The sequence below is a fragment of the Shewanella sp. Sh95 genome (genome assembly GCF_001308045.1).
GTDB classification, from domain to species: Bacteria; Pseudomonadota; Gammaproteobacteria; order Enterobacterales; family Shewanellaceae; genus Shewanella; species Shewanella xiamenensis.
In genome coordinates, this window is the sequence record NZ_LGYY01000202.1 from 26,192 (window position 1) to 49,688 (window position 23,497).

The following is a 23,497-nucleotide window of genomic DNA, read 5'->3' on the forward strand; positions in this document are numbered from 1 at the left end:
TAAGACATACCCTCGTGACTGGTCCAAACGGGCCAGTTGGATTTGATTAGAAGTATACGGATAGATCATCATGAATTTGCATGAGTATCAGGCAAAATCCTTATTTGCCGAATATGGTTTACCAGTGTCAGAAGGTTTTGCTTGTGATACAGCCCAAGAAGCTGTAGAAGCAGCTGGCCGTATTGGCGGAAATTTATGGGTTGTTAAGTGTCAAGTACACGCAGGCGGCCGCGGTAAAGCGGGTGGCGTTAAAGTCACTGGCGATAAAGAAGAAATCAGAGCCTTTGCCGAACACTGGTTAGGCAAAAATCTGGTGACTTATCAAACAGATGAGAAAGGTCAGCCAGTTGCTAAAATTTTAGTAGAAAGCTGCACCGACATCGCTAACGAACTGTACTTAGGTGCAGTAGTTGACCGTAGCACCCGTCGTGTGGTGTTTATGGCATCAACTGAAGGTGGTGTTGAGATTGAGAAAGTGGCCGAAGAAACGCCAGAACTCATTCACAAAGCGATCATCGATCCCCTGACGGGTCCTCAGCCATACCAAGCGCGTGATCTTGGCTTCAAACTGGGCTTAAACCCAACTCAAATGAAGCAATTCACCAAGATTTTCATGGGTCTGGCAACGATGTTCGTTGATCACGATTTCGCACTGCTGGAAATCAACCCACTGGTTATCACCACTGAAGGTAACCTGCACTGCTTAGACGGCAAAATTGGTATTGATGGTAACGCACTGTTCCGTCAACCAAAAATCAAAGCAATGCACGATCCATCACAGGATGACGCCCGTGAAGCTCACGCTGCAATGTTCGAACTGAACTATGTTGCGCTGGACGGAAACGTAGGTTGTATGGTGAACGGTGCTGGTCTGGCGATGGGTACGATGGACATCGTTAACCTGCACGGCGGCAAGCCAGCTAACTTCCTCGACGTAGGTGGTGGCGCGACGAAAGAACGTGTTGCTGAAGCATTCAAGATCATTCTGTCTGACAGCAATGTTAAAGCCGTTCTGGTTAACATCTTCGGTGGTATCGTACGTTGTGACATGATCGCAGAAGGTATCATTGGCGCGGTTAAAGAAGTTGGCGTTAAAGTGCCAGTTGTAGTGCGTTTAGAAGGTACTAACGCTGAATTAGGCCGTGAAGTATTAGCTAAATCAGGTCTTGATATCATTGCAGCTAACAGTCTGACTGATGCGGCTGAGCAAGTAGTTAAAGCTGCGGAGGGCAAATAATGTCTGTATTAATTAACAAAGATACCAAGGTAATCTGCCAAGGCTTTACCGGTGGTCAAGGTACTTTCCACTCTCAACAAGCTATCGATTACGGTACGCAAATGGTGGGTGGTGTATCTCCAGGTAAAGGCGGCAGCGAGCACTTAGGTCTGCCAGTGTTCAACACTGTGAAAGACGCTGTGGCTGCGACTGGCGCAACGGCTTCTGTTATCTACGTTCCAGCGCCTTTCTGTAAAGACGCTATCCTCGAAGCTATCGACGGTGGTATTGAGCTTATCGTTTGTATCACTGAAGGTATCCCAACACTGGATATGCTGGAAGTGAAAGTGAAGCTAGAAGAAACTGGCGTTCGCATGATCGGTCCAAACTGCCCAGGTGTTATCACCCCAGGTGAATGTAAGATTGGTATTATGCCAGGTCACATCCACTTAAAAGGTAAAGTGGGTATCGTTTCTCGTTCTGGTACGCTGACCTATGAAGCGGTTAAGCAAACCACTGACGAAGGTTTCGGCCAATCTACTTGCGTAGGTATTGGTGGTGACCCAATCCCAGGCACTAACTTCATCGACGTATTGGAAATGTTCCAAAACGATCCACAGACTGAAGCCATCGTGATGATTGGTGAAATCGGTGGTACTGCTGAAGAAGAAGCGGCAGCTTATATCAAAGCTAACGTGACTAAACCAGTTGTTTCTTACATCGCGGGTGTTACTGCTCCTGCGGGTAAGCGTATGGGTCACGCGGGTGCGATTATCGCCGGCGGTAAAGGTACTGCTGCTGACAAATTTGCTGCATTAGAAGCAGCGGGCGTGACCACTGTCCGCTCGTTAGCGGATATCGGCAAAGCGCTGCGTGCTAAAACCGGTTGGTAATCTAACCGTTAACACACGAAAAGGCGCCTAAGGCGCCTTTTTTATTGTGCATCTGTTAGCCAGTACTCTGGTGGAAGTGTGAGAATGGACAAAGCTAACACCATGCAGGCTAGCATTTTAGTTGGCAAAGGGTTAGATTGGGGTTCTCTACTGGGCGTCATAATCTGATTGACGTGCAAATGTATCCGTAGAGCCACAACCCTAAGCCTTACGCTTATGGCACCATGGCTGTTCAGCTATAAATCTTGTACTTAATTATCACACGATTGCGGCATTAAGCTGCGAGCGTATTTTTTATTGGCTTATCCCATTGGGGGAGGATAAGCCCAGAGCAGATGGCTAACCCTAAGGGGCATCTATTTACATGAGGGAAAGACTGTGAAAACGCCAAAGATTATTATTTCAGAAATCGATTTAGAAAGACTCGAGCGTCTGCTGGAGTCATTACCTGCGAATGCATTTCCGGGACGTGCAGCATTGGAGGCGGAACTCGACCGAGCAGACATTGTGCCCGCAGCGCAGATGCCCGCTAATGTGGTGACGATGAATTCTGAAGTGAAATTTAGTGTGTCATCCAGTAACGACACTTTTTGTTTGCGTTTAGTTTATCCTAAGGATGCGACGGGTGAGTGCACGATTTCCATCCTCGCTCCCGTAGGCAGCGCCTTATTGGGCTTATCACAAGGTGATGAAATCGAGTGGCCAGGCCCAGGGGGCTCAATGGTAAAAGTCCGTATTGAAGAAATTGTTTATCAGCCAGAGCGTAGCGGTGATTTTCATCGTTAGTTGCTAAGCTGGACATGAGTGAGTATATAGGGGGCAATATGAAGGAAGCCAATATGATTATACAGACAGAGCGTTTAATTCTTAGACCCTTTACCGAGCAGGATATCGATGCCCTCTATTTGATGAACAGTAACTCTGCGATGTTGAAATACATTCCAACCGAGCCTTTTACTGAGCGTGAGCAAGCTCGTGAACTGTTCCACAATGTGATCCTTCAGGATTATCAACAACGGGGATTTGGCCGCTGGGCTGTTGAGCATAAGGCTGATAGCAAGGTGATTGGTTTTTGTGGGCCAAAATTTATTCCTGAGTTTAACGAAGTCGAAATTGGCTATCGTTATTTTCCTGAATATTGGGGCAAAGGCATCGGTACCGAAGCTGCTCAAGCAGCAATCAGCGTGTTCCCGCAGTTTGGCATTACGCAAATCATCGCTTTGATCTTAGAGGGGAATTTAGGTTCTGAAGCAGTGGCTAAACGCATAGGAATGCATTGGCGTGAACCTAGCGAGTTTATGGGGTATAAAGTCAACGTCTACGCCAAAACTTTATAACTAACCATTTGTATTTTAATAAAAAACCAGCCGATGGCTGGTTTTTTTATTATATAGCTTACAGCTAAGACACTATTGAAATATGCCTTCGAGCGAACTTATTCGTCGTTATGATCACAGGTGTCATTTGTGCAATGGCCGTACAAATATAAACTGTGGTTTGTCAGCTTAATATTATGCTTACTGGCCAATTCTTCTTGACGACGTTCGATCACTTCATCTGAAAATTCAATTACTTTACCGCAAGACAGGCAAACTAAGTGATCGTGGTGATGCTGAGTCGATAACTCGAACACGGCTTTACCACTTTCAAAGTGGTGACGACTGACTATGCCGGCATCATCAAACTGGTTTAATACACGGTAAACTGTCGCTAGACCAATTTCTTCGCCTAAATCGAGCAGTTTCTTATATAAGTCTTCTGCACTGATATGTTGGTTTTCAGGTCCTTGCATCAGTTCTAGGATCTTGACTCGTGGCAGGGTGATTTTCAAACCGGCTTTTTTTAGCGCTTGATTTCCATCTGTCATTGCTAATCTCTTGATTGCAGAACCAATAGGTTCATCCGTGGATAGTGATTGCCATTATAGAGGCTCAAATTAAAAACTTAAACCTTTGTTCTAGCTTTATGGGGCTATATGCAGATAAATTGTGTTACTGAGCGTGAAATCGCAATAAATTGCGGCAATTCAAGCATAGTTTTTGTAAGGTTATACCAAGGAATAATGTTCAGGATGCGAAAAATTCGGGACAATAAATAGAATAATTACAATAAAAGGAAACAGTATGTACAAACATATTGTGGTATTAACTGGCGCGGGTATTTCTGCCGAGTCGGGATTACGAACTTTTCGCGATCAAGATGGATTGTGGGAGGAGCATCATATTGAAGATGTAGCCACCCCCGAAGGTTATGCCCGAGATGCCGAGCTTGTTGAACGTTTCTATAACAGCCGTTGGGAGCAGTTACACAGTGGTACTGTGATGCCTAATGCGGCTCATGAAGCGTTAGCCAAGTTAGAGGCTGAGTTTTCTGGACAGTTATTGGTTGTCACCCAAAATATTGATAATTTACATGAGCGGGCTGGATCGCGTCGCTTACTGCATATGCATGGGGAATTATCTAAAGGCCGCTGTCCTCGCTCCCGTCAGACCTTTTTATTAAGAGAACCCTTTGGGGTAAGCAACTGTTGTACGTGTTGTATTCCTGCACAAAGGTTACGTCCCCATGTGGTGTGGTTTGGTGAAATGCCGTTAGGCATGGATAGAATTCACGATGCGCTCGATAATTGTGATTTATTTATCGCCATTGGTACCTCGGGCACGGTATATCCCGCAGCGGGTTTTGTTGACACGGCCAATCATCATGGGGCGCAAACTGTCGAGGTTAATTTACAATCGCCCGATAGACACAGCCAGTTTCAATATCATTTAACCGGTAAGGCAGGGGAGTTGGTGCCTAAATTAGTCGATACTATACTCGCAGGCAAAGTGATTGGCTCCGATTTAGCCGAGTCTGATTTAAAAGAATGAGCAACGAGCCCATGGCGCAAAAACTGGCGATTATCATGCGTGGCTTGCCGGGCTGCGGTAAATCCTATTGGGTTGAACAGTTTGTCGCTAATCTGCCGTTAGAATATGCGCTGCGCGTCCGTCAAGGCGGTATTTTCTCGACCGACAGTTTTTTCTACGAGGGAGAGGTGTATCGATTCGATGCGAAAAAACTTTCCGAATACCATCAACGTAATTTAACTGCATTTATTCAAGCACTCAGCAATGCCCAGCCTGTGGTGATTTGTGATAATACTAATCTCTGCCGCTGGGAGTACATGGCTTACGAGGCCGCAGCCAAAGCCCTTGGCTATCAAGTGCGAATTATACTTGTTGGTAATCCATCAGATCCTGTTCATCAAAAACTGTGTGCTGAACGTAATCGTCACGGTGTGCTGTTAACTCAAATTCGCAGGATGGCAAAACAATTTGAGGATTGTTAACTTTCCTTTGTTTGTCATCTTTTGGTGTTATCTTCGATTCAAAATTAATGTCCAAGCCCCTGAGTAAGAGTTTCATAAGCTTGATCTTAATGACAGTTTCCCTTTTATTTGTCGATTATACTACTGCGAGTTAGTTCCTCTGGAGTGTACCTTGTTAACAAAACTGCTGCTCACCCTCGCCGTCATCATTATGGCGATTTTGCTGCTCGCTAAACGTAAGCCTGGTGTGGTTCAAGCGTCATTACAAAATACGCCTGTGTTGCCGAGTCTATTGCGGCGCTACGCTATGAGTGGGGTATTTTTACTGCTTGGGCTTTGTGTTTTAAGCTACAGTGTGTGGTATTGGCACGATCAGCATAAAGTGGTGACCGTGACAATTGTATCCCCATCGGGTGACAGTTTCGGTGTTTATCATGCCCGTAAAGGCGATATCTCAGAAGCAAAGATGGTCACGGTTGAGGGGGTACATATTCGTTTTTCAAATGCTGAGCGACTAGAGATCCTCGAAGACTAAGGCATATTTATTTTACGAATTTATCTCTCCCGCCTTTTCATTGCGAAGTTATGCGTTAAACTAGCGACAATTTTTTAGCCTGCACTTAAGTGGACTTTTTAGCTTAAGTTTTTTTCAGGAGGACACATGATTACTGCCTACGTCTATAAAAACCGTCAGTTGACGGTGACAGAGATTAACACTCAGGACAGTATTCCAGCGTCGACCATATGGTTGGATCTTTATAAACCTGATGATGCAGAGCGAGAATGGTTAAGTCATTTTTCTGTTGAAGAAGTGCCTGACGAAGAGGATATTAATGAGATTGAGGCCTCGGCACGTTTTTATCAAAACAGCGACGGTTTGCATATCAATTCGTTATTCCCCCAACGGGTGGGGCAAGATGTGCGTGGGGTGAACGTTTCCTTTAACCTGCGAACTAATTTTCTACTGACTATTCGTGAAGAAGATGTCGGACTTATCCGCCTATTACGTAACTATTTGCGCTTAGGGCGGCTAGAAGTTTCTACCCCTCAGGAATTGTTTCTCGAACTATTTAATTTAAAAGTGGATTATCTCTCCGACTTGATCGAAGACGTGTATACCGTGCTTGAAAATGTCGGTGAGCAGGTTTTTGACAGCGAAGAGCTCGATGATGTGTTTAAGCTGATCACGCTGCAGGAAGACTCCAACGGCAAAATTCGGTTAAGTTTGCTCGATACCCAGCGTTCATTACGTTATATGCAGCGATACTACCGCGGTCAATTGTCCGATGAACATTTAAAAGACTTACGTGAGATGCTCTCGGACATTGAATCTTTAATGCCACACAGCCAGTTTATCTTCGACAAGTTAAACTTCTTGCTGGATGCTGCGATGGGTTTTAGTGGATTACAGCAGAATAAGATCATCAAAATTTTCTCGGTCGCTGCCGTTGTCTTTCTGCCTCCGACACTGATCGCGAGTAGCTACGGAATGAACTTTAATGGAATGCCCGAGCTAGAATGGCAATATGGTTATCCGATGGCGATTCTAATGATGCTTGCGAGCGCTGCGGGGACTTACTTTTTCTTTAAGCGTAAGCATTGGCTGTAATTGGCCAATTTGATTTAATCGCAAAGTATTAGCAAAAAGCCGGAGTTTCTCCGGCTTTTTTATGGGGTTTATTTGCGGCTATCGCCACCAAAGTAATAACTGACGCGTTCTCGAGGGTTGAGATATTCGTGAACTTTTTCAGGTAGTGCCGCGGGAGGAAGGCAGCGGACGATACTGATCCCTTCGATTTCAAGATCAACGATAGGCGCTTGATCTTTTGGCACTAATGCATCGTAAACGAGGATTTTAGGGCAAAGTAGCTTTTGCAGATTGACCGACATCACCATCGCATATTGGCCGCTTGACAATTCCACCACACTTCCCGGGGGATAAATGCCAAGCATCTTGATCATTTTGCCAATATATTCCTGATTTAATTTCGTTTTATATTGTTTATACAAGTGTCCCAACGCGGCGTATGGCATACGAGCTTTACCCTGATTACCTGGGTAGCACAGGGAGTCATATTCATTCACCACTGCTAATAGCTGGGACATCTTATCAAGATCCGTTTCCTGCAATCCCTTGGGGTAACCTGTGCCATCAAGAAACTCATGGTGATTGGTGATAGCAGGGAAGGCAGCCTCAGGGAAATTCTCAGCCAGTTTGAGTAAATCAATCCCAAGAAGAGGATGTTGCTTAATAAAATTAAGCTCAGGCGCCGACCAAGGTGTGGTCTTTTTCAAAATCTGCGGTGGCACTTTGAGTTTACCCACATCATGAAATAGCGCACTTAAACCGATTAATTCAATTTCACTTCGGTCCCATTCCATCTCTTTAGCAATCAGCATGGCGAGTATGGCAACGTTTAATGAATGGTAGTAAATACTCTCATCCTGTTTGGCGTCACTCATTAAGTGCAGTACTAGATTATCGGAAGTTAACAGCTGTTCCACCATACTGTGGACTAACACCTTAGCATCATCAACGGCATTCAATGGCCGATTGCGTAGTTTAGAAATCATACTGCGCATCATGGCCACTGAACGGGTGAAGTTTTGTTCTGTTTTATGAATATCTCGGCGTAGTTTTTTCTGGACTTCGATTTGCTCAGCCTTATAGACATCCATATCATTTTTAAGATCGTGCAGTTCAGGACTCGGTGGCAGCTTGATAGGATTAATGGCCTCAGGATTTAACGGTGCGGTTTCACTGCGCTCTAAATCGACAATTACGTGTTCAATACCGAGATTTTTAATTAATTCAATTTGCGCAGCCTGTTTTATGTGAAAGCTACTGAATAAAAAAGGATGATCTTTCCAAGCAACGGGTAACCGCACAAAATTACCCACTTGTAATTGATGAATTGATACTTTACAGCTTTTTTTCATATTTTTGTTATCGTGAAGCCAATGGCGTTATTTTATATCAATGGTGCAGCTTTACAATTACTTAACTAACATGTCAGCATAGTAAGATTGGAAAATAACCGAAGCATTGAGCTTATATGGATTTTATCGAAGTATACCCTAATGCGATACCTGAAGACCTATGTGATCGTCTCATTCTTGCGTTCGAAAACCACTCAGGTGTGGTTGATGGGCAAACCGGTAATGGGGTAGATCTTGAAAAAAAGATCAGTCGAGATCTTACACTAGATAATTTCATAGATTTACAGCCACTTAAGAATGAGTTGTTATCTTATACCCTTAAGGGGACCGCTGATTATTTTACTCAATATTCGATGGCGTTGATGGGGGCTGTGGCGGTTTCTGTTAGTGATGAACAAGGTCAAGCTGTGACTCTAACGCCAACGAATTTTGAGCGTCTTGGTAAGCCGAGAGCCGAAGCATTGGTCAAATATTTATACCGCAGTGGTAGTATTAATATTCAGAAATATCAAAAGAATAAAGGTGGATATCCCCACTGGCATTCAGAGCAATTTCCTCAGCTTAACCACAACGAGGCCTTACACCGTGTGGTGCTTTACATGTTTTATTTAAATGATGTAGAAGAGGGCGGCGAGACCGAGTTTTATTATCAGCAGCGTAAAATCGCACCTAAAAAAGGCACAATGGTGATTGCGCCAGCAGGTTTTACTCATTCCCATCGTGGCAATATGCCTATCAGTAATGATAAGTACATTGCCACCTCTTGGGTGATGTTTAATCGCGCCGAGCAGCTTTATGCTGTTTATGCATAGGATAGTTAGGTTGGGATGGTAATTCTGAATCGCGCGCCTTCAAGATGGCTTTCTTCAATACTTAGACTTCCGCCATAGCTACTGACAATTTCATCACATACGGCTAAGCCAATCCCTTGTCCTGGCGATTGGCTGTCGGCTCTTACGCCGCGCTGAATAATTTTTTGCCTAAATTGTTCTTCTACGCCTGGGCCATCATCTTCGACGATCAATTCAAAATCACCCTGCTGATTAAAATGTGCTGTTACCTGTACTTGGCTAATACATAGCCTGAAGGCGTTTTCCATTAAGTTACCGCAGAGTTCCATTAAATCGCCTTTATTACCGGGAAACAATAAATTAGTCGGGATGTTGGCCTTAAATTTCACCTGTTTGTCACGGTAAATTTTAAATAGCATTTGTGCGAGTTGCTCAACAAGTGGGGCAATCGCGGTGTGTTCCTGCTTTAATCCCTGGCGACCTAACATGGCGCGTTTTAGTTGATATTTAACCAGCTGATCCATTTGGCTGATCTGCTCCATGATTTTTTCATTGGCAGATTGCTTTGTCAGACTTGTATCATCGGTAATGGCGTGAACGGCGGCAAGACGAGTTTTTAAGCTGTGCGCCAGATCGTTCATCGCGTTTTGATAGCGTTGTTGTTGGGCGCTCGATTGCTGTAATAGTTGGTTAAGCGCTTGAGTTACGCCTTCAAGCTCAACGGGGTAACCTTCTGAAAGTGACTTAGTCTTACCTTGGTTTATCGACTGCAACTCGTTTTGCATCCTTACGAGTGGACGCATCCCCCAATATGCCGCACTGACCAGCAGAATCAGTGCGAGAGCGAGCACCATGGCCAGACGGATATAGGTGCGTTTACTGAATTTGCTGTATTCCTGCTCGAGCTTGGCTGCATCTTTCATTACAAGCAGGTTGTAATGTACGCCAGCGATTTCTACCGCGAGCAAATACACAAAGTAACCTCTGTCATCGGCCATGGTGAGGTAATAGGGCGGAGAGTCGTTACGGATTTCGTTGAAACGTTCGCAGGTATCGAAGAGGCCACGGTCAACAGCGAGGGATGAGGTCCATACTTGTTTAAACTTCTCATCACAACTTGCGATTACATACCGCTCTTGCTTGTTGTTTTCCTCTAACCAAGCACTGGTATCAGGAATAAGATCATGTTCTCTAAGTTCGGCGGCCACTTGGGGGATTTCGGCGATAAGCTGGGCGGTTTCTTCGTTATAACTATTTTGCGCATGCAGAATGTTGACCATCCAAGCGAGGCCAAACCCTACTAAGGTGATGATAGATAACGAGGTGAGAAACATCCGGGTAAGCAGACGTTTCTTGAATTTGAGCCTTAGTTGCATGGCAGATTGAATTTATATCCTTGGCCACGGATTGTGGCTATCGGATTATCAATGCCATCGCGGGTGAGTTTTTTACGTAAGCGACTCACCATCACTTCGATAGTATTAGGATCGCCTTCTTTGTCGCCATAAATGACATCTAATAGCCGCTGTTTTGCGACGACTTCATGACAATGGCGCATTAAATATTCGAGGATAAGGTACTCGAAGGCGGTGACTTCCATAATGTCATTGCCGAGCGTTACTTGTTTAGCGGCAAGATCAAGTTTTAACTCACCACTGGTAATGACTGGTTTGACAAAGCCGGCGCTACGTCTGACTAAGGCGTCAAGTCTTGCGACAAGTTCTTCTTTTTGGAAGGGTTTAACTAAATAATCGTCAGCGCCCGCATTGAGGCCTTCAACTTTATCTTGCCAATTCACCCTCGCTGTGAGGATAAGAATGGGGGCTTTAACGCCTTCTTCACGTAATTGTTGGATAAGACTAATACCATCTTGATCGGGCAAACCTAAATCGACAATGGCAACATCTATGGGATAATTGGTTGCTTGGAAAAAACCTTCTTTGGCAGTGAGGGCCACTTGAACTTGGTTGCCCAAATCGCTTAACTGTACTTTTAGATGATGGGATAAAATAAGATCATCTTCAACAACCAAAATTCTCATAATACTCATGCCTTAACGTCGACTGGACTCAGTGTACGCAAATTATACTCGGGAGCCAAATATTGTCTTATCTTACCCACAAGGAACTTAACCTCGGCTGACCAAGGTTCGTTAGTGGCGAAAATAAGTACTAATCCATTGTCTTTGAAGTCATTATCTTTAATGTATTGTTAATGGCTATTGCCTTTATTTCGCTTTATTCCAGATGCCGTTGCCGCTCCACACTGCACCTAAACTAAATAGCATTACGCTGCCCATGATGATCGCCAGTCTTAACCAAGGCTCTCCATGAGCGAGCCGTATCTGTACAGCATCGATTGCAGTGGTTCCCCAAACGGTGATGACACTGATAAACAAAGCGGCTTGAACTATTCGAATCACAAGTGGTTGTTTAATAAGCAGGAAAAAAGGTGCTATAGCAAAAAGGCTTGTGAATACAAGCTGGTCATACCGTAAAAAATGTGCGCTTAACAGCCAAAAGGCGACAATCATCCAACTCACTCTCCACCACATAATCTTCTCCAACGCCAATATTGATGCAGGCTAATATAGCGATGTTTAAAGGACTATTCTATTTGCTTGTTCACAGAATAGTGATATTGGAGAATAAACAAGCCCAACAATGTTGGGCTTGGAATGATCACATAAACGATAAATTATAGGGATATTTTTAATCTATTTTATGGACTTGCTCATCGAAGCTTGGGGCAACTTTGCCAGCTTGAGTATTATTAAAGACGGTTTCATTAAATTCGCCTTCTGATTTAGCGATCACGACTGTGGCCACACAATCACCAGTGACGTTTACTGCGGTACGTACCATATCCAGTAGTCGGTCGACACCAATAATTAACGCAATACCTTCAACGGGGAGGCCAACTTGGTTAAGCACCATCGCGAGCATTATGAGGCCAACACCAGGAACGCCTGCAGTACCAATCGAGGCCAGAGTCGCGGTTACAACCACCGCCGCATAATCAGTAAGGGTTAACTCAATGCCAAATACTTGAGCGATAAATACCGTTGCGACACCTTGCATAATAGCCGTGCCATCCATGTTAATGGTGGCACCTAATGGCAGGGTAAAAGAGGCGATTTTATTATCTACACCAAGTCGGTGTTCTGAGGCTTCTATGGTAATAGGTAAGGTAGCGTTAGAGCTGGCGGTGGAAAAGGCAAATAACTGTACATCGCGCATTTTGCGAATAAAGATCAATGGACTTAAACCTGAAAACACCTTAAGTAAAATGGGATATACAATAAAAGCGTGAATAAGCAATACGACGAGTACGACAAAGAAATACTGAACCACGCTGCTGAAAGTTTCTACGCCGAGAGTTAAGGCAAGTTTACCCATTAGAGCAAAAACACCGTAAGGCGCAAGCTGCATAATCAGGGTCACTACGCGCATAATCACTTCATTTAAATCTTCAAACAATACAGCAATACGTTTACCACGCTCGCCAATATGAGCGATAGCAAACCCAAAAATCACTGCAAAAATGATGATTTGCAGCATATTGCCTTCGCTCATGGCTTGCATTGGATTGGTCGGCACTATGCTGATTAACACATCAGCGAGACTCGGCGCTTCTTTTGCAACGTAATGCATTTTCTCTGACGCGAGTGAAGCATTACCTGGGTGGACTATCACTGCACTGATAATAGCTAGTACTAAGGCTATAGCGGTTGTGAATAAATAAAAGGCTAATGTTTTGCCACCTAATCGCCCTAATTTTGAGGGTTCACTTAAGGAACATGTCCCACAGACTAAGGAAATAAATACCAGTGGAACGACTAACATTTTTAAACTTGAGATGAAAATCGTACCGATAACATGTAAAAAGCCGTTGGTAATATAGTCCTTAATAAATGCACTATCCGGAAAGTAATTACGTAGAAATAGTCCAATTGCAATACCCGTAACCATGCCGATTAAAATTTTACTGGTAAGGCCGAGTTTATGTTGTGATGAGGTTGCCATGGGGGTTCCTGTGTGTTTTTTATACGTTCTAATATTGGCGACGACAAGACTAGCAAGAAAATGCAGAAGTTTAAATGAGTTCTAATGTTAAACTAAGTTCAAAATATGCAAAATAAAATAAGAGAGTAATGGAAAAGTTACGTGAAAATTGTGTAATGTTAGCCTATAAGTTATAAGCGTCAATCTTAGTATTATCATTAGAATAACAGGGAGCCTGACAATGAAGTCAGCGTATAAGGTTTTTCTCGCAGGACTATGTTCACTTTTTTTGGTTGCATGTGGAGGCGGAGGCAGTATTGGAGAGGGCGATTCGGGAACGCCGCCTCAACCTGTCACAAAATCTATAAAGTTATCTGTAAGTGATTCTCTAGTTTCGTATGCAAAACCAGCGACACTTACCGCTAAAGTTACTGATTCTAAAGGTAATAATTTAAATACTTTAGTGTCATTTACTTTAAACGATGATACTTATGGTTCTTTTAGTCCTTCAACAGGTCAGGTGGCAACAAATTCTGATGGTGTTGCGACTATTCAACTTTTCACCGGAGCAATTAATACCGGAGCTACAGTTACTGCTAAGATTAGCAGTGGTGAGTTCGCCGAAGTGAATATCACTATGCTTGGTGATGGCGTTGTATCAGGTGATAAACCAACCGTAAGTTTAGAATCTAGCAATATTAATATAAATGCAGCCACTCCTGCATTGGTAACTGCGATAGTAAAAGATCGTAGAGGCCTTCCCCTTGCTAATAAATTGGTGAGTTTCTCATTAAATGATAATACCTTGGGTATTTTTGACCCTGCCACGGGTACGGCGCTAACCAATAGTAACGGCGTCGCGAAAATAACCTTAGCAACGGCGGATATCAAAGGTGCGGCCTTAGTAACCGCATTGGTGCAAGGTGTGGATGCAGAGCCAGCTTCGCTTGGTGTCAATATGGCAGGTGATGGTAATACAGGTGATGGCTCTGGCATCGTTGTTAGCTTATCGTCAAATTTAGGAACCATAACTAAGGCAACCCCAGCTACACTCACGGCGACGGTGAAGAGTGTAGATGCAACACCATTATCTAACAAAATTGTCAGCTTTAGCTTAAGTAATCCGTTAACGGGAAGTTTTAATCCTGAATCCGCTTCAGTATTAACCGATGCTAATGGTAAAGCTACAATTCAATTAGCCACTGCAAATATTGAAGGTGCAGTGAATGTTAAAGTGAATGTGTTTGGTTATGACAGTGTGGCAGACGTATCGCTTTACATGAAAGGTGATGGCAATGCAGTAGGACAAGTGCCTCCCCCTAAACTAACACTCAGTTCAACTACCACTAATATTAATGCAGCGACTCCAGCAACCGTGACAGCAACGTTACTTGCTGCTGATGGCAGTGCTTTAGCCAACAAGTTGGTGCAATTTAGTTTAAGTAATGTGGCGTTAGGATTATTTGACCCAGAAATTGGCTCGGTACTGACTGACGCTAATGGTAAGGCAAGTATTAAGCTCAAAACCTTGAATATTGCAGGTGCGGGTTTTGTGTATGCAGATGTTGTGGGTGTGGATGTAGCCCAAGCTTCATTGGGTGTCACTATGGCTGGCGATGGTGTTATCGCTGGTAATAAATCCACCATAAGTTTGACCGCGAGTGCGATTGAAATAACTGCTGCGACCCCTGCTGAAGTTACTGCCTTAGTGAAAGATAAAGATGGTCTGCCTCTAGTCAACAAACTGGTGAGTTTCTCATTAAATGATAATACCTTGGGTATTTTTGACCCTGCCACGGGTACGGCGCTAACCAATAGTAACGGTGTCGCGAAAATAACCTTAGCAACGGCGGATATCAAAGGTGCGGCCTTAGTAACCGCATTGGTGCAAGGTGTGGATGCAGAGCCAGCTTCGCTTGGTGTCAATATGGCAGGTGATGGTAATACAGGTGATGGCTCTGGCATCGTTGTTAGCTTATCGTCAAATTTAGGAACCATAACTAAGGCAACCCCAGCTACACTCACGGCGACGGTGAAGAGTGTAGATGCAACACCATTATCTAACAAAATTGTCAGCTTTAGCTTAAGTAATCCGTTAACGGGAAGTTTTAATCCTGAATCCGCTTCAGTATTAACCGATGCTAATGGTAAAGCTACAATTCAATTAGCCACTGCAAATATTGAAGGTGCAGTGAATGTTAAAGTGAATGTGTTTGGTTATGACAGTGTGGCAGACGTATCGCTTTACATGAAAGGTGATGGCAATGCAGTAGGACAAGTGCCTCCCCCTAAACTAACACTCAGTTCAACTACCACTAATATTAATGCAGCGACTCCAGCAACCGTGACAGCAACGTTACTTGCTGCTGATGGCAGTGCTTTAGCCAACAAGTTGGTGCAATTTAGTTTAAGTAATGTGGCGTTAGGATTATTTGACCCAGAAATTGGCTCGGTACTGACTGACGCTAATGGTAAGGCAAGTATTAAGCTCAAAACCTTGAATATTGCAGGTGCGGGTTTTGTGTATGCAGATGTTGTGGGTGTGGATGTAGTCCAAGCTTCATTGGGTGTCACTATGGCTGGCGATGGTGGGTCTTCTAAAGTGACATTGCAACTAACAGATAAGAATGGTATTCCAACAGAGACAATTTCTACTGCTTTTCCTGGTAAGCTTAGAGCAACGGTTAATGGGTTAACTAAACCTGTCATTGTGACTTTTGCATCACCAATCGGTGATTTGCCAGTGGTAACCGCTGTGACAAAATTCATTAATAATGAATGGGTTGCGGTTGTTGATATTTTTGCGACGAATAAGTTGGGTGCAGGATTAGCTACTGCATCACTCGCAGACGGTGATGTTGGTGAAGCCATCGTGGTCGTAGGTGCGACAGACCTAAATATGGGCAGTGGTAATCCGTTTACAGCAGGAGTAGCTAACGTTAGCACAACGCAAATCTCTGCTGGCGGTACCGCATCAGTCAGCGTTGCTATCAGGGATAATCTTGGGAATCTATATACTCAGCCTGTGGCTGTTACTTTTAAATCTACCTGCTCAAGTCAGACGCCAGCAAAAGCTGACCTAAGCTCACCTGTAACCACTATTAATGGTGTTGCTGAATCTCGTTATTTAGCCAAAGGTTGTGAGGGTGATGACACTATAAATGTGTCTGCTAATACTGGTGGTTTGACTCTTTCTGCAACTGCATCAATCAATGTATTACCAGCCAGTGCGGGTAGCATTGTGTTTGTTGATGCAACGCCAGAAAACATAGGTATAAAAGGTACAGGTGGTAGTGAGTCTTCAACGTTACGCTTTAGAGTGTTAGATACCAATGGTAATCCTGTTGCTAATCGGGATGTCAGTTTTAAATTGAATAATCTGTCGGCAGGTTTGGGATTAATTCCAACCACCGCGAAGTCAAATAATGAGGGGTATGTGCAAACAGTGGTTAACTCTGGCACAGTTGCCGCTACAGTAAGAGTCACCGCGAGTATTGACGGTACCATCCCATTAATCTCTAGCCAATCCAATGTGCTTGTGGTTTCTACAGGTAAGCCTGACCAAGATAGTTTCTCTTTGTCGGCCTCTGTGCAAAACATCGAAGGTTGGGAGCATGATGGAGCTCAAGTCACTATTACCGCCCGTTTAGCCGACGCCTTTAACAACCCTGTGCCAGATGGTACAGCTGTAGTGTTTACTGCTGAAGGTGGTGCAATTGACAGTTCTTGTCAAACTTCAAAAGGTGTGTGTTCAGTGGTTTGGACAAGTCAGAATCCTCGTCCTGTAGGCGTCGATGGTAATGGCCCTTTGCTTGATCGTAGTGGTCTTCAGACTGAAGATCCTAATGCAGCATTAAAGGAAGAAACTAATTTTGACGGTGGTAAATATTTCGGTAACCATTTTGGCCAGCCCTATGGTGGTCGAGTGACAATTACTGCAACCGCGATTGGTGAAGAGTCATTTGCGGATTTAAATAGCAATAATATTCTCGATACTGATGCTGAATTTAGTTTATTCGTTGGTTCAGTGACTGATTGTGGTCGCGATAATAGTGGAGATTGTTATGATCTTACCGAGGCATTTGTTGATCACAATGAAGATGGTTTATACACGCCAGCTTATCCAAAGAATGGCTCAACAGATACATCAGGTGATCGAGAAACATTCATCGATTTCATTGATCCGGTGAGTCCAACTGGGCAAGGGATCTTTAATTTAAATGATGGCGAATACAGTGGTGTGTTATGTGATGATTCAACCGCTTCGCTAGTTAAATGCAGCCCTCAAGCATCAATATCAGTACGTCGTTCGCTTGTGCTAGTGATGTCCAGTAGTGAGGCGTATGCGACACGACTTGAAAATGTAATGATCACGGATAGTGTTGCAGGTAATAATCAGATTGATATGGTTCCTAAGGGGACTGCATCGGTAAGGTTTATCATAGCTGATATCAATAACCAACAAATGCCAGAGGGAACAGTGGTTAAATTTAAGCCAACTGGAGCATCTGTGACGAGTTCTTCTGAGTTCACTTGGCCAAGCACTAGCTATAATGGCGGGCGTGAGTTTGTGGTTAGCTTAAAAGCGGGCGAACAGCCAGATTCGGGGAATTTAGTTGTGACAGTTACCACACCTGGTAAATTTGGTATTGCTGCAACAACAACTGAAGTGCTTAACATACCCATCGTGGTTAAATAAGAACTAAATAAGAACTAAAAAAATAAGGTGCCGATGGCACCTTATTTTTTGTTCATAAATACAATACCCGCATTGTTTTCACCGTGCGGGTGGTTGATTACTCAGCAAGTAAACCGCGGCTACGCAATAAAGGTTCGATTCCAGCCTCTTTTCCACGGAAGTTTTTATACATCAACATAGGGTCGTCACTGCCACCCTTAGACAAGATGTCGTTACGGAAGGCATCGGCGGTCGCTTTATCGAAAATGCCATTTTCTTTAAAGGCTTCGAAGGCATCGGCGCCCAAAATATCCGACCAGAGGTAGCTGTAGTAACCGGCAGAATAACCGCCCGCGAAGATATGCGAGAAGTAAGTGCTGCGGTAACGTGGGCTGATCTCATTAATCAATCCCATGGCAGTTAAGGAGTCGGCCTCAAACTTGGCGGCATCCTTAGGCGAGGTATCGGTTAGGGTGTGCCAATCTAAATCGAGCTTTGTGGCGGCCATATATTCAACGGTCGCAAAGCCTTGGTTGAATTTGCTGGCGGCTTGGATTTTTTTCACCAGTTCCTGCGGGATCACTTCACCGGTTTTGTAGTGCTTAGCAAATTGCGCGAGCACTTCGGGCTGAGTCATCCAGTTTTCGTTGACCTGTGAAGGGAACTCCACATAGTCGCGAGGTACTGCTGTTCCGCCCTGTGAGCGATATTCGACATTGGATAACATGCCGTGCAGCGCATGGCCAAACTCATGGAACAGGGTGCTGGCTTCATCGAAGGTGAGCAACGCAGGCTCATTACCCGCAGGGCGAGGGTAGTTCAACACGTTGACAATAATGGGTTTCGAATCGACACCGTTCATATGGTATTGCTTACGGAACGAGTTCATCCAAGCGCCGCCGCGTTTGCTATCACGGGTAAAATAGTCGCCCATAAAGATGGCCATGAGCTTGCCGTCTTTATCGTACACTTCCCAAGTACGCACTTCTGGGTTGTATTTTGGTAAGTCAGTACGTTCTTTAAAGGTTAAACCATAGAGGCGATTGGCCGTATAGAACACGCCTTTTAGGGTGCTGTCGAGGGAGAAGTAAGGACGAGTTTGCTGCTCGTTAAAGCTGTACTTCGCAACACGGATTTTGTCGGCATAGTAATCCCAATCCCAAGCTTGCAGCTTAAACTTGCCGCCTTGGCTGTCGATTAACGCCTGCATATCCGCAACTTCGGCCTTGGCTTGGGCAAGGGCTGCTGGCCAGACTTTATTGAGTAAGCCATAGACATTTTCAGGCGTCTTGGCGGTGCGATCTTCTAACACAAAATCCGCATGGGTTTTATAGCCCATGAGCTGCGCACGTTCGGCACGTAGCGCGGCAATTTTTGCCAGAATGACTTTGTTATCATTGGCATTATTGTTGTTACCACGTTCGATATAACCCTTATAGAGTTTTTCGCGTAGTTCGCGATTATCGGCATAAGTTAAAAACGGCGTGATAGAAGGGCGTGACGTGGTAAATACCCATTTGCCTTCATGGCCACGCTTTTTCGCGGTTTCGGCGGCAGTGGCAATCACATCGGCGGGTAAACCAGACAAGTCTGCTCGCTTATCAATTACTAGCTCGAAGGCATTGGTTTCGGCTAACAGATTGTCACCAAAGGCTAAGTTAAGCTTGCCGATTTCTTCATTCAGGGCGCGCAGCTTGGTTTTATCCTGCTCGCTGAGGTTGGCACCGCCACGGGTGAATGATTTATAGGTGTCTTCCAGTAATTTGGCCTGAGCCGTGTTGAGCTTTAGGCTGTCTTTGCTGTTATAAACGGCTTTAACGCGTTGAAACAGCTTATCGTTCAATAAGATATCGTCTTCGGCCGACGATAACATTGGCGAGACTTCCTTGGAAATCGCTTGCAGCTCAGGAGTGGTATCAGCCCCAGTTAAGTTAAAGAAGACGTTGGATACGCGGGTGACGAGATCGCCCGAAAACTCCATCGCTTCAATGGTGTTGGCGAAGGTCGGCTTGTCTTTATTATCGACAATCGCTTGGATTTCTTCGTGTTGCTGGGCGATACCCGCCTTAAATGCTGGGAGGAAATGCTCGGGCTTAATCTTATCGAAGGCCGGAATTTCCATAAACGTATCATAGGGTTTAAAGAATGGGTTGCTGGCATTTTGGCTGATGATCTGTGCCGACATTGCATTCGGTGCGACTTTCGCCTGCGCCGCAGCATCGCTATGCTGTGCACTGCAACCGCTTAAGGCGAGGGCGAGCGTGATAGCGCTAAAGGTCAGTGTGATTGCGCGTGGTTTGAGTGTGCGCGCGTTAAGGGCCTGTGATTTTAGGCTTAGTCCCTGCATGTCAATTCCCCGTTAGGTGATTATTATTCTGTCGGATTAATGGTGTTAACAACCATTAAGCTTATTTTAAGCTGACTGTTTAGCATGTATTCGCCTAAGGGTTCCATCGATTTTGTGTTTTGTTTGTAACAAATGGTTAGCCTGCGGTTTTTAACGGAAGAACTATGGCAAACTGAGCCCCGCACTAAGGCAATATTCGGCAAAGGATAAAGCCATTACTTTGGTGCGTTTGAATGTAAGTCCCTCATCATACAAATAATAAATAGGACCTCTATGGAATTGCTTCAGTTTAACTGTACGAGCCTCTGTCGTCGTTTTTCTTATTCCCTATTAGCCGCTGCGCTGTGGACATCGCAAGCAGCAGCGTCATCAACTAGCATTAGCCAAGATGCGCTTAAGGTGGCCGATTATGCGGTGAGCACCTATGACACGCAGATGGTCAAGAGTCTGGCGCATTTAATCAGTTTTAATACCCAAGCGGTTGAGGGGCAAACACCCGATACCAACCCCGCTTTTATTGGTTTTAAGTCGAGTTTAAAAAGCTTGAGCCAAGAACTCGGGCTCGATTATGCCGACCACGGTTATGTTGTATTGATTGGCCTCGATGCCAATGTTGTCGATGCCCAACGCTCACAGGTTGAGAAATTAGGAATCGTTACCCACGGCGATGTGCAACCCGCCAATCCCGCGCTCTGGGCCAAGAGCCCCTATGTGCTGGATACCGAGTCTGAACCTGGCAAGCTGATAGGTCGCGGCACTGAAGATGATAAAGGCGCGATTGTCACCGCCATGTATGCGATGAAGGCCATCAAAGATAAACAACTCGAACGGGAAAAACGCATTGAGCTGTTGGTGTATTTAGCCGAAGAGTCCGATTGGGATCCACTAAAAGCCTTTTTAGCCCATTACACCCTAGCGCAGATAAATATCACTATAGATGCCGAGTATCCAGTCGTCACCGCCGAAAAGGGTTGGAGTAAGATTGGCTTTACTGTGCCGAATATCGAGTCAACGCAGGAGCAGGGCGCGGCAACGAATGTTCCGAGCCTAACTGCATTTTCCGGCGGCTATTTTGCTAGCCAAGTGCCACAGCAAGCCGAGGCGCAAATTCATGCCATCACCCCAAGCTTGTTTGAACAATTACAAACGAGCGGGGCAAACCAGCAGGGGATGAAGTATCGATTCGAGCGTACTTGCGAGCAGGCCGTGTGCGACTTGCATATTTTTGCCGACGGTAAGGCGGCCCATTCCTCAACACCAGAAGATGGGGTGAATGCCGTGACGCATTTGGCCTCGCTACTTCAGCCATACACTTGGCCTAAAACCACTGCGGCTTTGACGGTCGCCGCCATGAATGAGTTAGTAGGGGTGGGGATTTATGCCGAGCAGTTTGGCGAACTGGCCTATAAAGATGATTTTATGGGCGCTTTAACGCTGGCCCCCACTGTTGTTGCGCAAACGAGTAAAGGGACGGAAGTCACCATTAATTTACGTCGCCCAGTGGGCAAAACGCCTGAGTTACTCTCAGCCCAAGCCAAGGACGCGCTGAACAAATGGCAAGCTGAGCATCAAGTGACACTCATCGACGTGGAAAGTTATTGGGGCGAGCCTATGGTGATGAAGGATGCACCCCATCAACAAACATTACTGGATGTGTTTGCCCACTTTACCGGCATAGCATCACCCAAACCCGTGGCCATTGGCGGCTCAACCAACAGTAAATTATTCCCCAACGCTTTAAGTTTTGGCCCCGCCATGCCGGGCGTGGAATACACTGGCCACACCGAGAAAGAATTTATTACCCATAAACAGTTTATGCTGAATCTGAAAATGTACACCGCCGCTTTTATTGAGTTAACCGCCGCAAAATAGTGTGCTTTTTAATGGGCTTGATTAATTAAAGCGATGGGTAAAATACAACATAGGGTGAAAGGCGCTGATTTCACGCCAAAACTCATCGGTTTATAAGATAATGGCGGCTAATCCAAAATAGCCGCCATTGCATTGAATCGTTAAAACAAGATAACAACTGTTCATCTGGCGAAAAGCTTTTGCCCCAAAACGAGTTAACAAGTTTTCGGTGGAACAATAATGAACGACTTTCTGGCCTAGTAATATTCATCGTTATATCCCGTGTGATGTAATTCACTACTAACCATCAAAAAACGGGATAAGTATACCGTTGTATTCAAATTATAAGGATTGTGAACGATTTTCATCCTGCATTTGTGCGTGCTTTCTAATTTTTAAATAAATATCTTTAAAATTAATCGCTTATACTTACCAGTTCATAGATAATATGTTTTAAAAACGCGCATGTGCGTTTTTCTAGGTGGTGTATTTGAAGCAAAGCCGATAACTTCGCTGCAATACAATCAGTTAACCATGTGCAGTAATGTTATACCAATAAGGGGTGAAGGTTGAGCGAGTATTTCGAAATCGCGTATGCAGCGACATCAAGTAGATTGTGCTTATTCACTGGAACGGGATTTTCGAAATCTGTATCAGATAACCAAGCCCCTAGCTGGCAAGGACTTTTGGAGTCACTGTGTGAACTTCTTGCAAATGGAAATGATTTAAAGGCCAGCCTATTTCCAAAAGACGGTAAAAATACACTCGGATTAGAGGAGGCGGCTCAGGTTATTTCTATTGAACTGCAAAAAGTAGGTAAGAGCATCCACGAAGAAATTGCAAAGGAAATCAGTTCCATAAAGTTGATGGGGAACAATGCATCAATAGAAGATTTTCTATCAAAATGCTCTTGTCGTGTTGTTACAACCAACTATGACAAGCTTGTCGAAGAGCTAGTAGGATTTGAAGCATGTCACTCCTTGACGCCTGGCCTGCCGATTCCTAGATCGTCAGCCAGGGTCAAAGTCTATCATGTTCATGGGTCGATAGACTCTCCAGAAAATATGGTTGTTACGTCAGATGACTACTTTAAGTTTATTCATAGCGAATCGTATTTTTCGAGGAAACTAAGCACGGTGTTACATGAAAATACCGTGGTTATCTTGGGCTACTCTCTTGGAGATGCAAATCTAAAATCAATAATCAGTGATTATAAAGGGTTTTCTAAAAACCACGTTATAGGCTCGAATATATTTTTGGTGTCGCGATCAAAAGTCGATCAACCGGTTAAGGATTACTATGCGCACTGTTACGGTATTCGAGTGATTGATGAAACAGAGTGCTGAAGGATCCCCTCATAAATCAGCCATAGCATAGCCATATTTGAGCAACTGATTGGCGAATAATACCCAGGCCGCCAGCAATTCTTTCTCCGTGATTTGATAATCAGGCCGCCTGAGTACCTCC

The 23,497-nt window shown here is 44.5% G+C and carries 19 protein-coding genes; 12 read left to right on the forward strand and 7 right to left on the reverse strand.

All coding sequences use genetic code 11. The features are described from left to right. Positions 1-70 precede the first annotated feature (70 nt). From sucC to AEA42_RS14735, 4 genes are all read left to right on the forward strand, one after another. Positions 71-1,237 carry an ADP-forming succinate--CoA ligase subunit beta gene (gene sucC / locus AEA42_RS14720; protein ID WP_037417455.1) on the forward strand — a complete coding sequence of 389 codons (1,167 nt, stop codon included), beginning with the start codon at positions 71-73 and terminating at the stop codon, positions 1,235-1,237. Next, the gene (gene sucD, locus AEA42_RS14725) at positions 1,237-2,109 is read left to right on the forward strand and encodes a succinate--CoA ligase subunit alpha (RefSeq protein ID WP_037417452.1); all 873 of its coding nucleotides are present in this window, start codon (positions 1,237-1,239) and stop codon (positions 2,107-2,109) included. Before sucC ends, sucD begins: the two co-directional genes overlap by 1 nt. A 378-nt stretch (positions 2,110-2,487) precedes the next feature. Further along, positions 2,488-2,895 carry a nucleoside diphosphate kinase regulator gene (rnk, locus tag AEA42_RS14730; RefSeq protein ID WP_055648118.1) on the forward strand — a complete coding sequence of 136 codons (408 nt, stop codon included), beginning with the start codon at positions 2,488-2,490 and terminating at the stop codon, positions 2,893-2,895. A 53-nt stretch (positions 2,896-2,948) separates the two neighbouring features. Then, complete coding sequence (locus AEA42_RS14735; RefSeq protein ID WP_037417581.1) at positions 2,949-3,446, forward strand: GNAT family N-acetyltransferase; 498 nt, start codon at positions 2,949-2,951, stop codon at positions 3,444-3,446. A 98-nt stretch (positions 3,447-3,544) separates the two neighbouring features. Here AEA42_RS14735 and fur read toward each other — a convergent pair whose 3' ends face one another. Further along, positions 3,545-3,976 (reverse strand): ferric iron uptake transcriptional regulator, encoded by a 432-nt coding sequence (fur, locus tag AEA42_RS14740; protein WP_037417447.1) that lies wholly within the window; start codon positions 3,974-3,976, stop codon positions 3,545-3,547. Between the two features lie 256 nt (positions 3,977-4,232). Between fur and cobB the strand changes: the two genes are divergently transcribed. The 4 genes from cobB (at position 4,233) to corA (ending at position 7,028) form a co-directional block, all read left to right on the forward strand. Continuing rightward, a complete protein-coding gene (gene cobB / locus AEA42_RS14745) occupies positions 4,233-4,979 on the forward strand; it encodes a Sir2 family NAD+-dependent deacetylase (protein WP_055648119.1) in 747 nt (248 codons plus the stop codon). Positions 4,980-4,990: 11 nt separating this feature from the next. After that, the gene (locus AEA42_RS14750) at positions 4,991-5,440 is read left to right on the forward strand and encodes an ATP-binding protein (protein ID WP_037425713.1); all 450 of its coding nucleotides are present in this window, start codon (positions 4,991-4,993) and stop codon (positions 5,438-5,440) included. Between the two features lie 151 nt (positions 5,441-5,591). Continuing rightward, positions 5,592-5,954, forward strand: coding sequence for a hypothetical protein (locus AEA42_RS14755; RefSeq protein WP_055648120.1), 363 nt, complete (start codon positions 5,592-5,594; stop codon positions 5,952-5,954). Between the two features lie 126 nt (positions 5,955-6,080). Further along, complete coding sequence (gene corA / locus AEA42_RS14760; RefSeq protein ID WP_037417441.1) at positions 6,081-7,028, forward strand: magnesium/cobalt transporter CorA; 948 nt, start codon at positions 6,081-6,083, stop codon at positions 7,026-7,028. A gap of 68 nt (positions 7,029-7,096) precedes the next feature. Here corA and AEA42_RS14765 read toward each other — a convergent pair whose 3' ends face one another. Beyond that, entirely contained in the window at positions 7,097-8,359 is a 1,263-nt protein-coding gene (locus AEA42_RS14765) for a DUF3391 domain-containing protein (protein WP_037417439.1), read from the reverse strand. Between the two features lie 116 nt (positions 8,360-8,475). On the opposite strand from AEA42_RS14765, the gene AEA42_RS14770 reads away from it, so the two are divergent. Beyond that, positions 8,476-9,171 carry a 2OG-Fe(II) oxygenase gene (locus AEA42_RS14770; RefSeq protein WP_037417437.1) on the forward strand — a complete coding sequence of 232 codons (696 nt, stop codon included), beginning with the start codon at positions 8,476-8,478 and terminating at the stop codon, positions 9,169-9,171. Positions 9,172-9,176: 5 nt separating this feature from the next. Here the strand turns inward: AEA42_RS14770 and AEA42_RS14775 are convergent, their stop codons facing one another. From AEA42_RS14775 to AEA42_RS14790, 4 genes are all read right to left on the reverse strand, one after another. Continuing rightward, positions 9,177-10,526, reverse strand: coding sequence for a sensor histidine kinase (locus AEA42_RS14775; protein WP_037417434.1), 1,350 nt, complete (start codon positions 10,524-10,526; stop codon positions 9,177-9,179). Continuing rightward, positions 10,517-11,191, reverse strand: coding sequence for a response regulator (locus AEA42_RS14780; RefSeq protein ID WP_011072043.1), 675 nt, complete (start codon positions 11,189-11,191; stop codon positions 10,517-10,519). Before AEA42_RS14780 ends, AEA42_RS14775 begins: the two co-directional genes overlap by 10 nt. Before the next feature lie 186 nt (positions 11,192-11,377). Further along, entirely contained in the window at positions 11,378-11,704 is a 327-nt protein-coding gene (locus tag AEA42_RS14785) for a hypothetical protein (protein ID WP_037417429.1), read from the reverse strand. Between the two features lie 157 nt (positions 11,705-11,861). Further along, on the reverse strand, positions 11,862-13,175 hold the full coding sequence (locus tag AEA42_RS14790; protein WP_037417427.1) for a dicarboxylate/amino acid:cation symporter: 1,314 nt from the start codon (positions 13,173-13,175) through the stop codon (positions 11,862-11,864). Between the two features lie 499 nt (positions 13,176-13,674). Here AEA42_RS14790 and AEA42_RS22950 point away from each other — a divergent pair, with 499 nt between their 5' ends. Beyond that, positions 13,675-17,853, forward strand: a complete 4,179-nt coding sequence (locus AEA42_RS22950; RefSeq protein WP_231640401.1) for an Ig-like domain-containing protein — start codon at positions 13,675-13,677, stop codon at positions 17,851-17,853. 97 nt (positions 17,854-17,950) lie between these two features. Here AEA42_RS22950 and AEA42_RS14800 read toward each other — a convergent pair whose 3' ends face one another. Continuing rightward, entirely contained in the window at positions 17,951-20,179 is a 2,229-nt protein-coding gene (locus AEA42_RS14800) for a M3 family metallopeptidase (protein WP_055648122.1), read from the reverse strand. 273 nt (positions 20,180-20,452) lie between these two features. Between AEA42_RS14800 and AEA42_RS14805 the strand changes: the two genes are divergently transcribed. Together AEA42_RS14805 and AEA42_RS14810 are read left to right on the forward strand one after the other, a co-directional pair. Next, complete coding sequence (locus tag AEA42_RS14805) at positions 20,453-22,051, forward strand: dipeptidase (RefSeq protein WP_055648123.1); 1,599 nt, start codon at positions 20,453-20,455, stop codon at positions 22,049-22,051. Positions 22,052-22,599: 548 nt separating this feature from the next. Beyond that, positions 22,600-23,376: an SIR2 family protein gene (locus AEA42_RS14810; protein ID WP_082389658.1), complete on the forward strand. Its 777-nt coding sequence runs from the start codon at positions 22,600-22,602 to the stop codon at positions 23,374-23,376. Positions 23,377-23,497 lie beyond the last annotated feature (121 nt).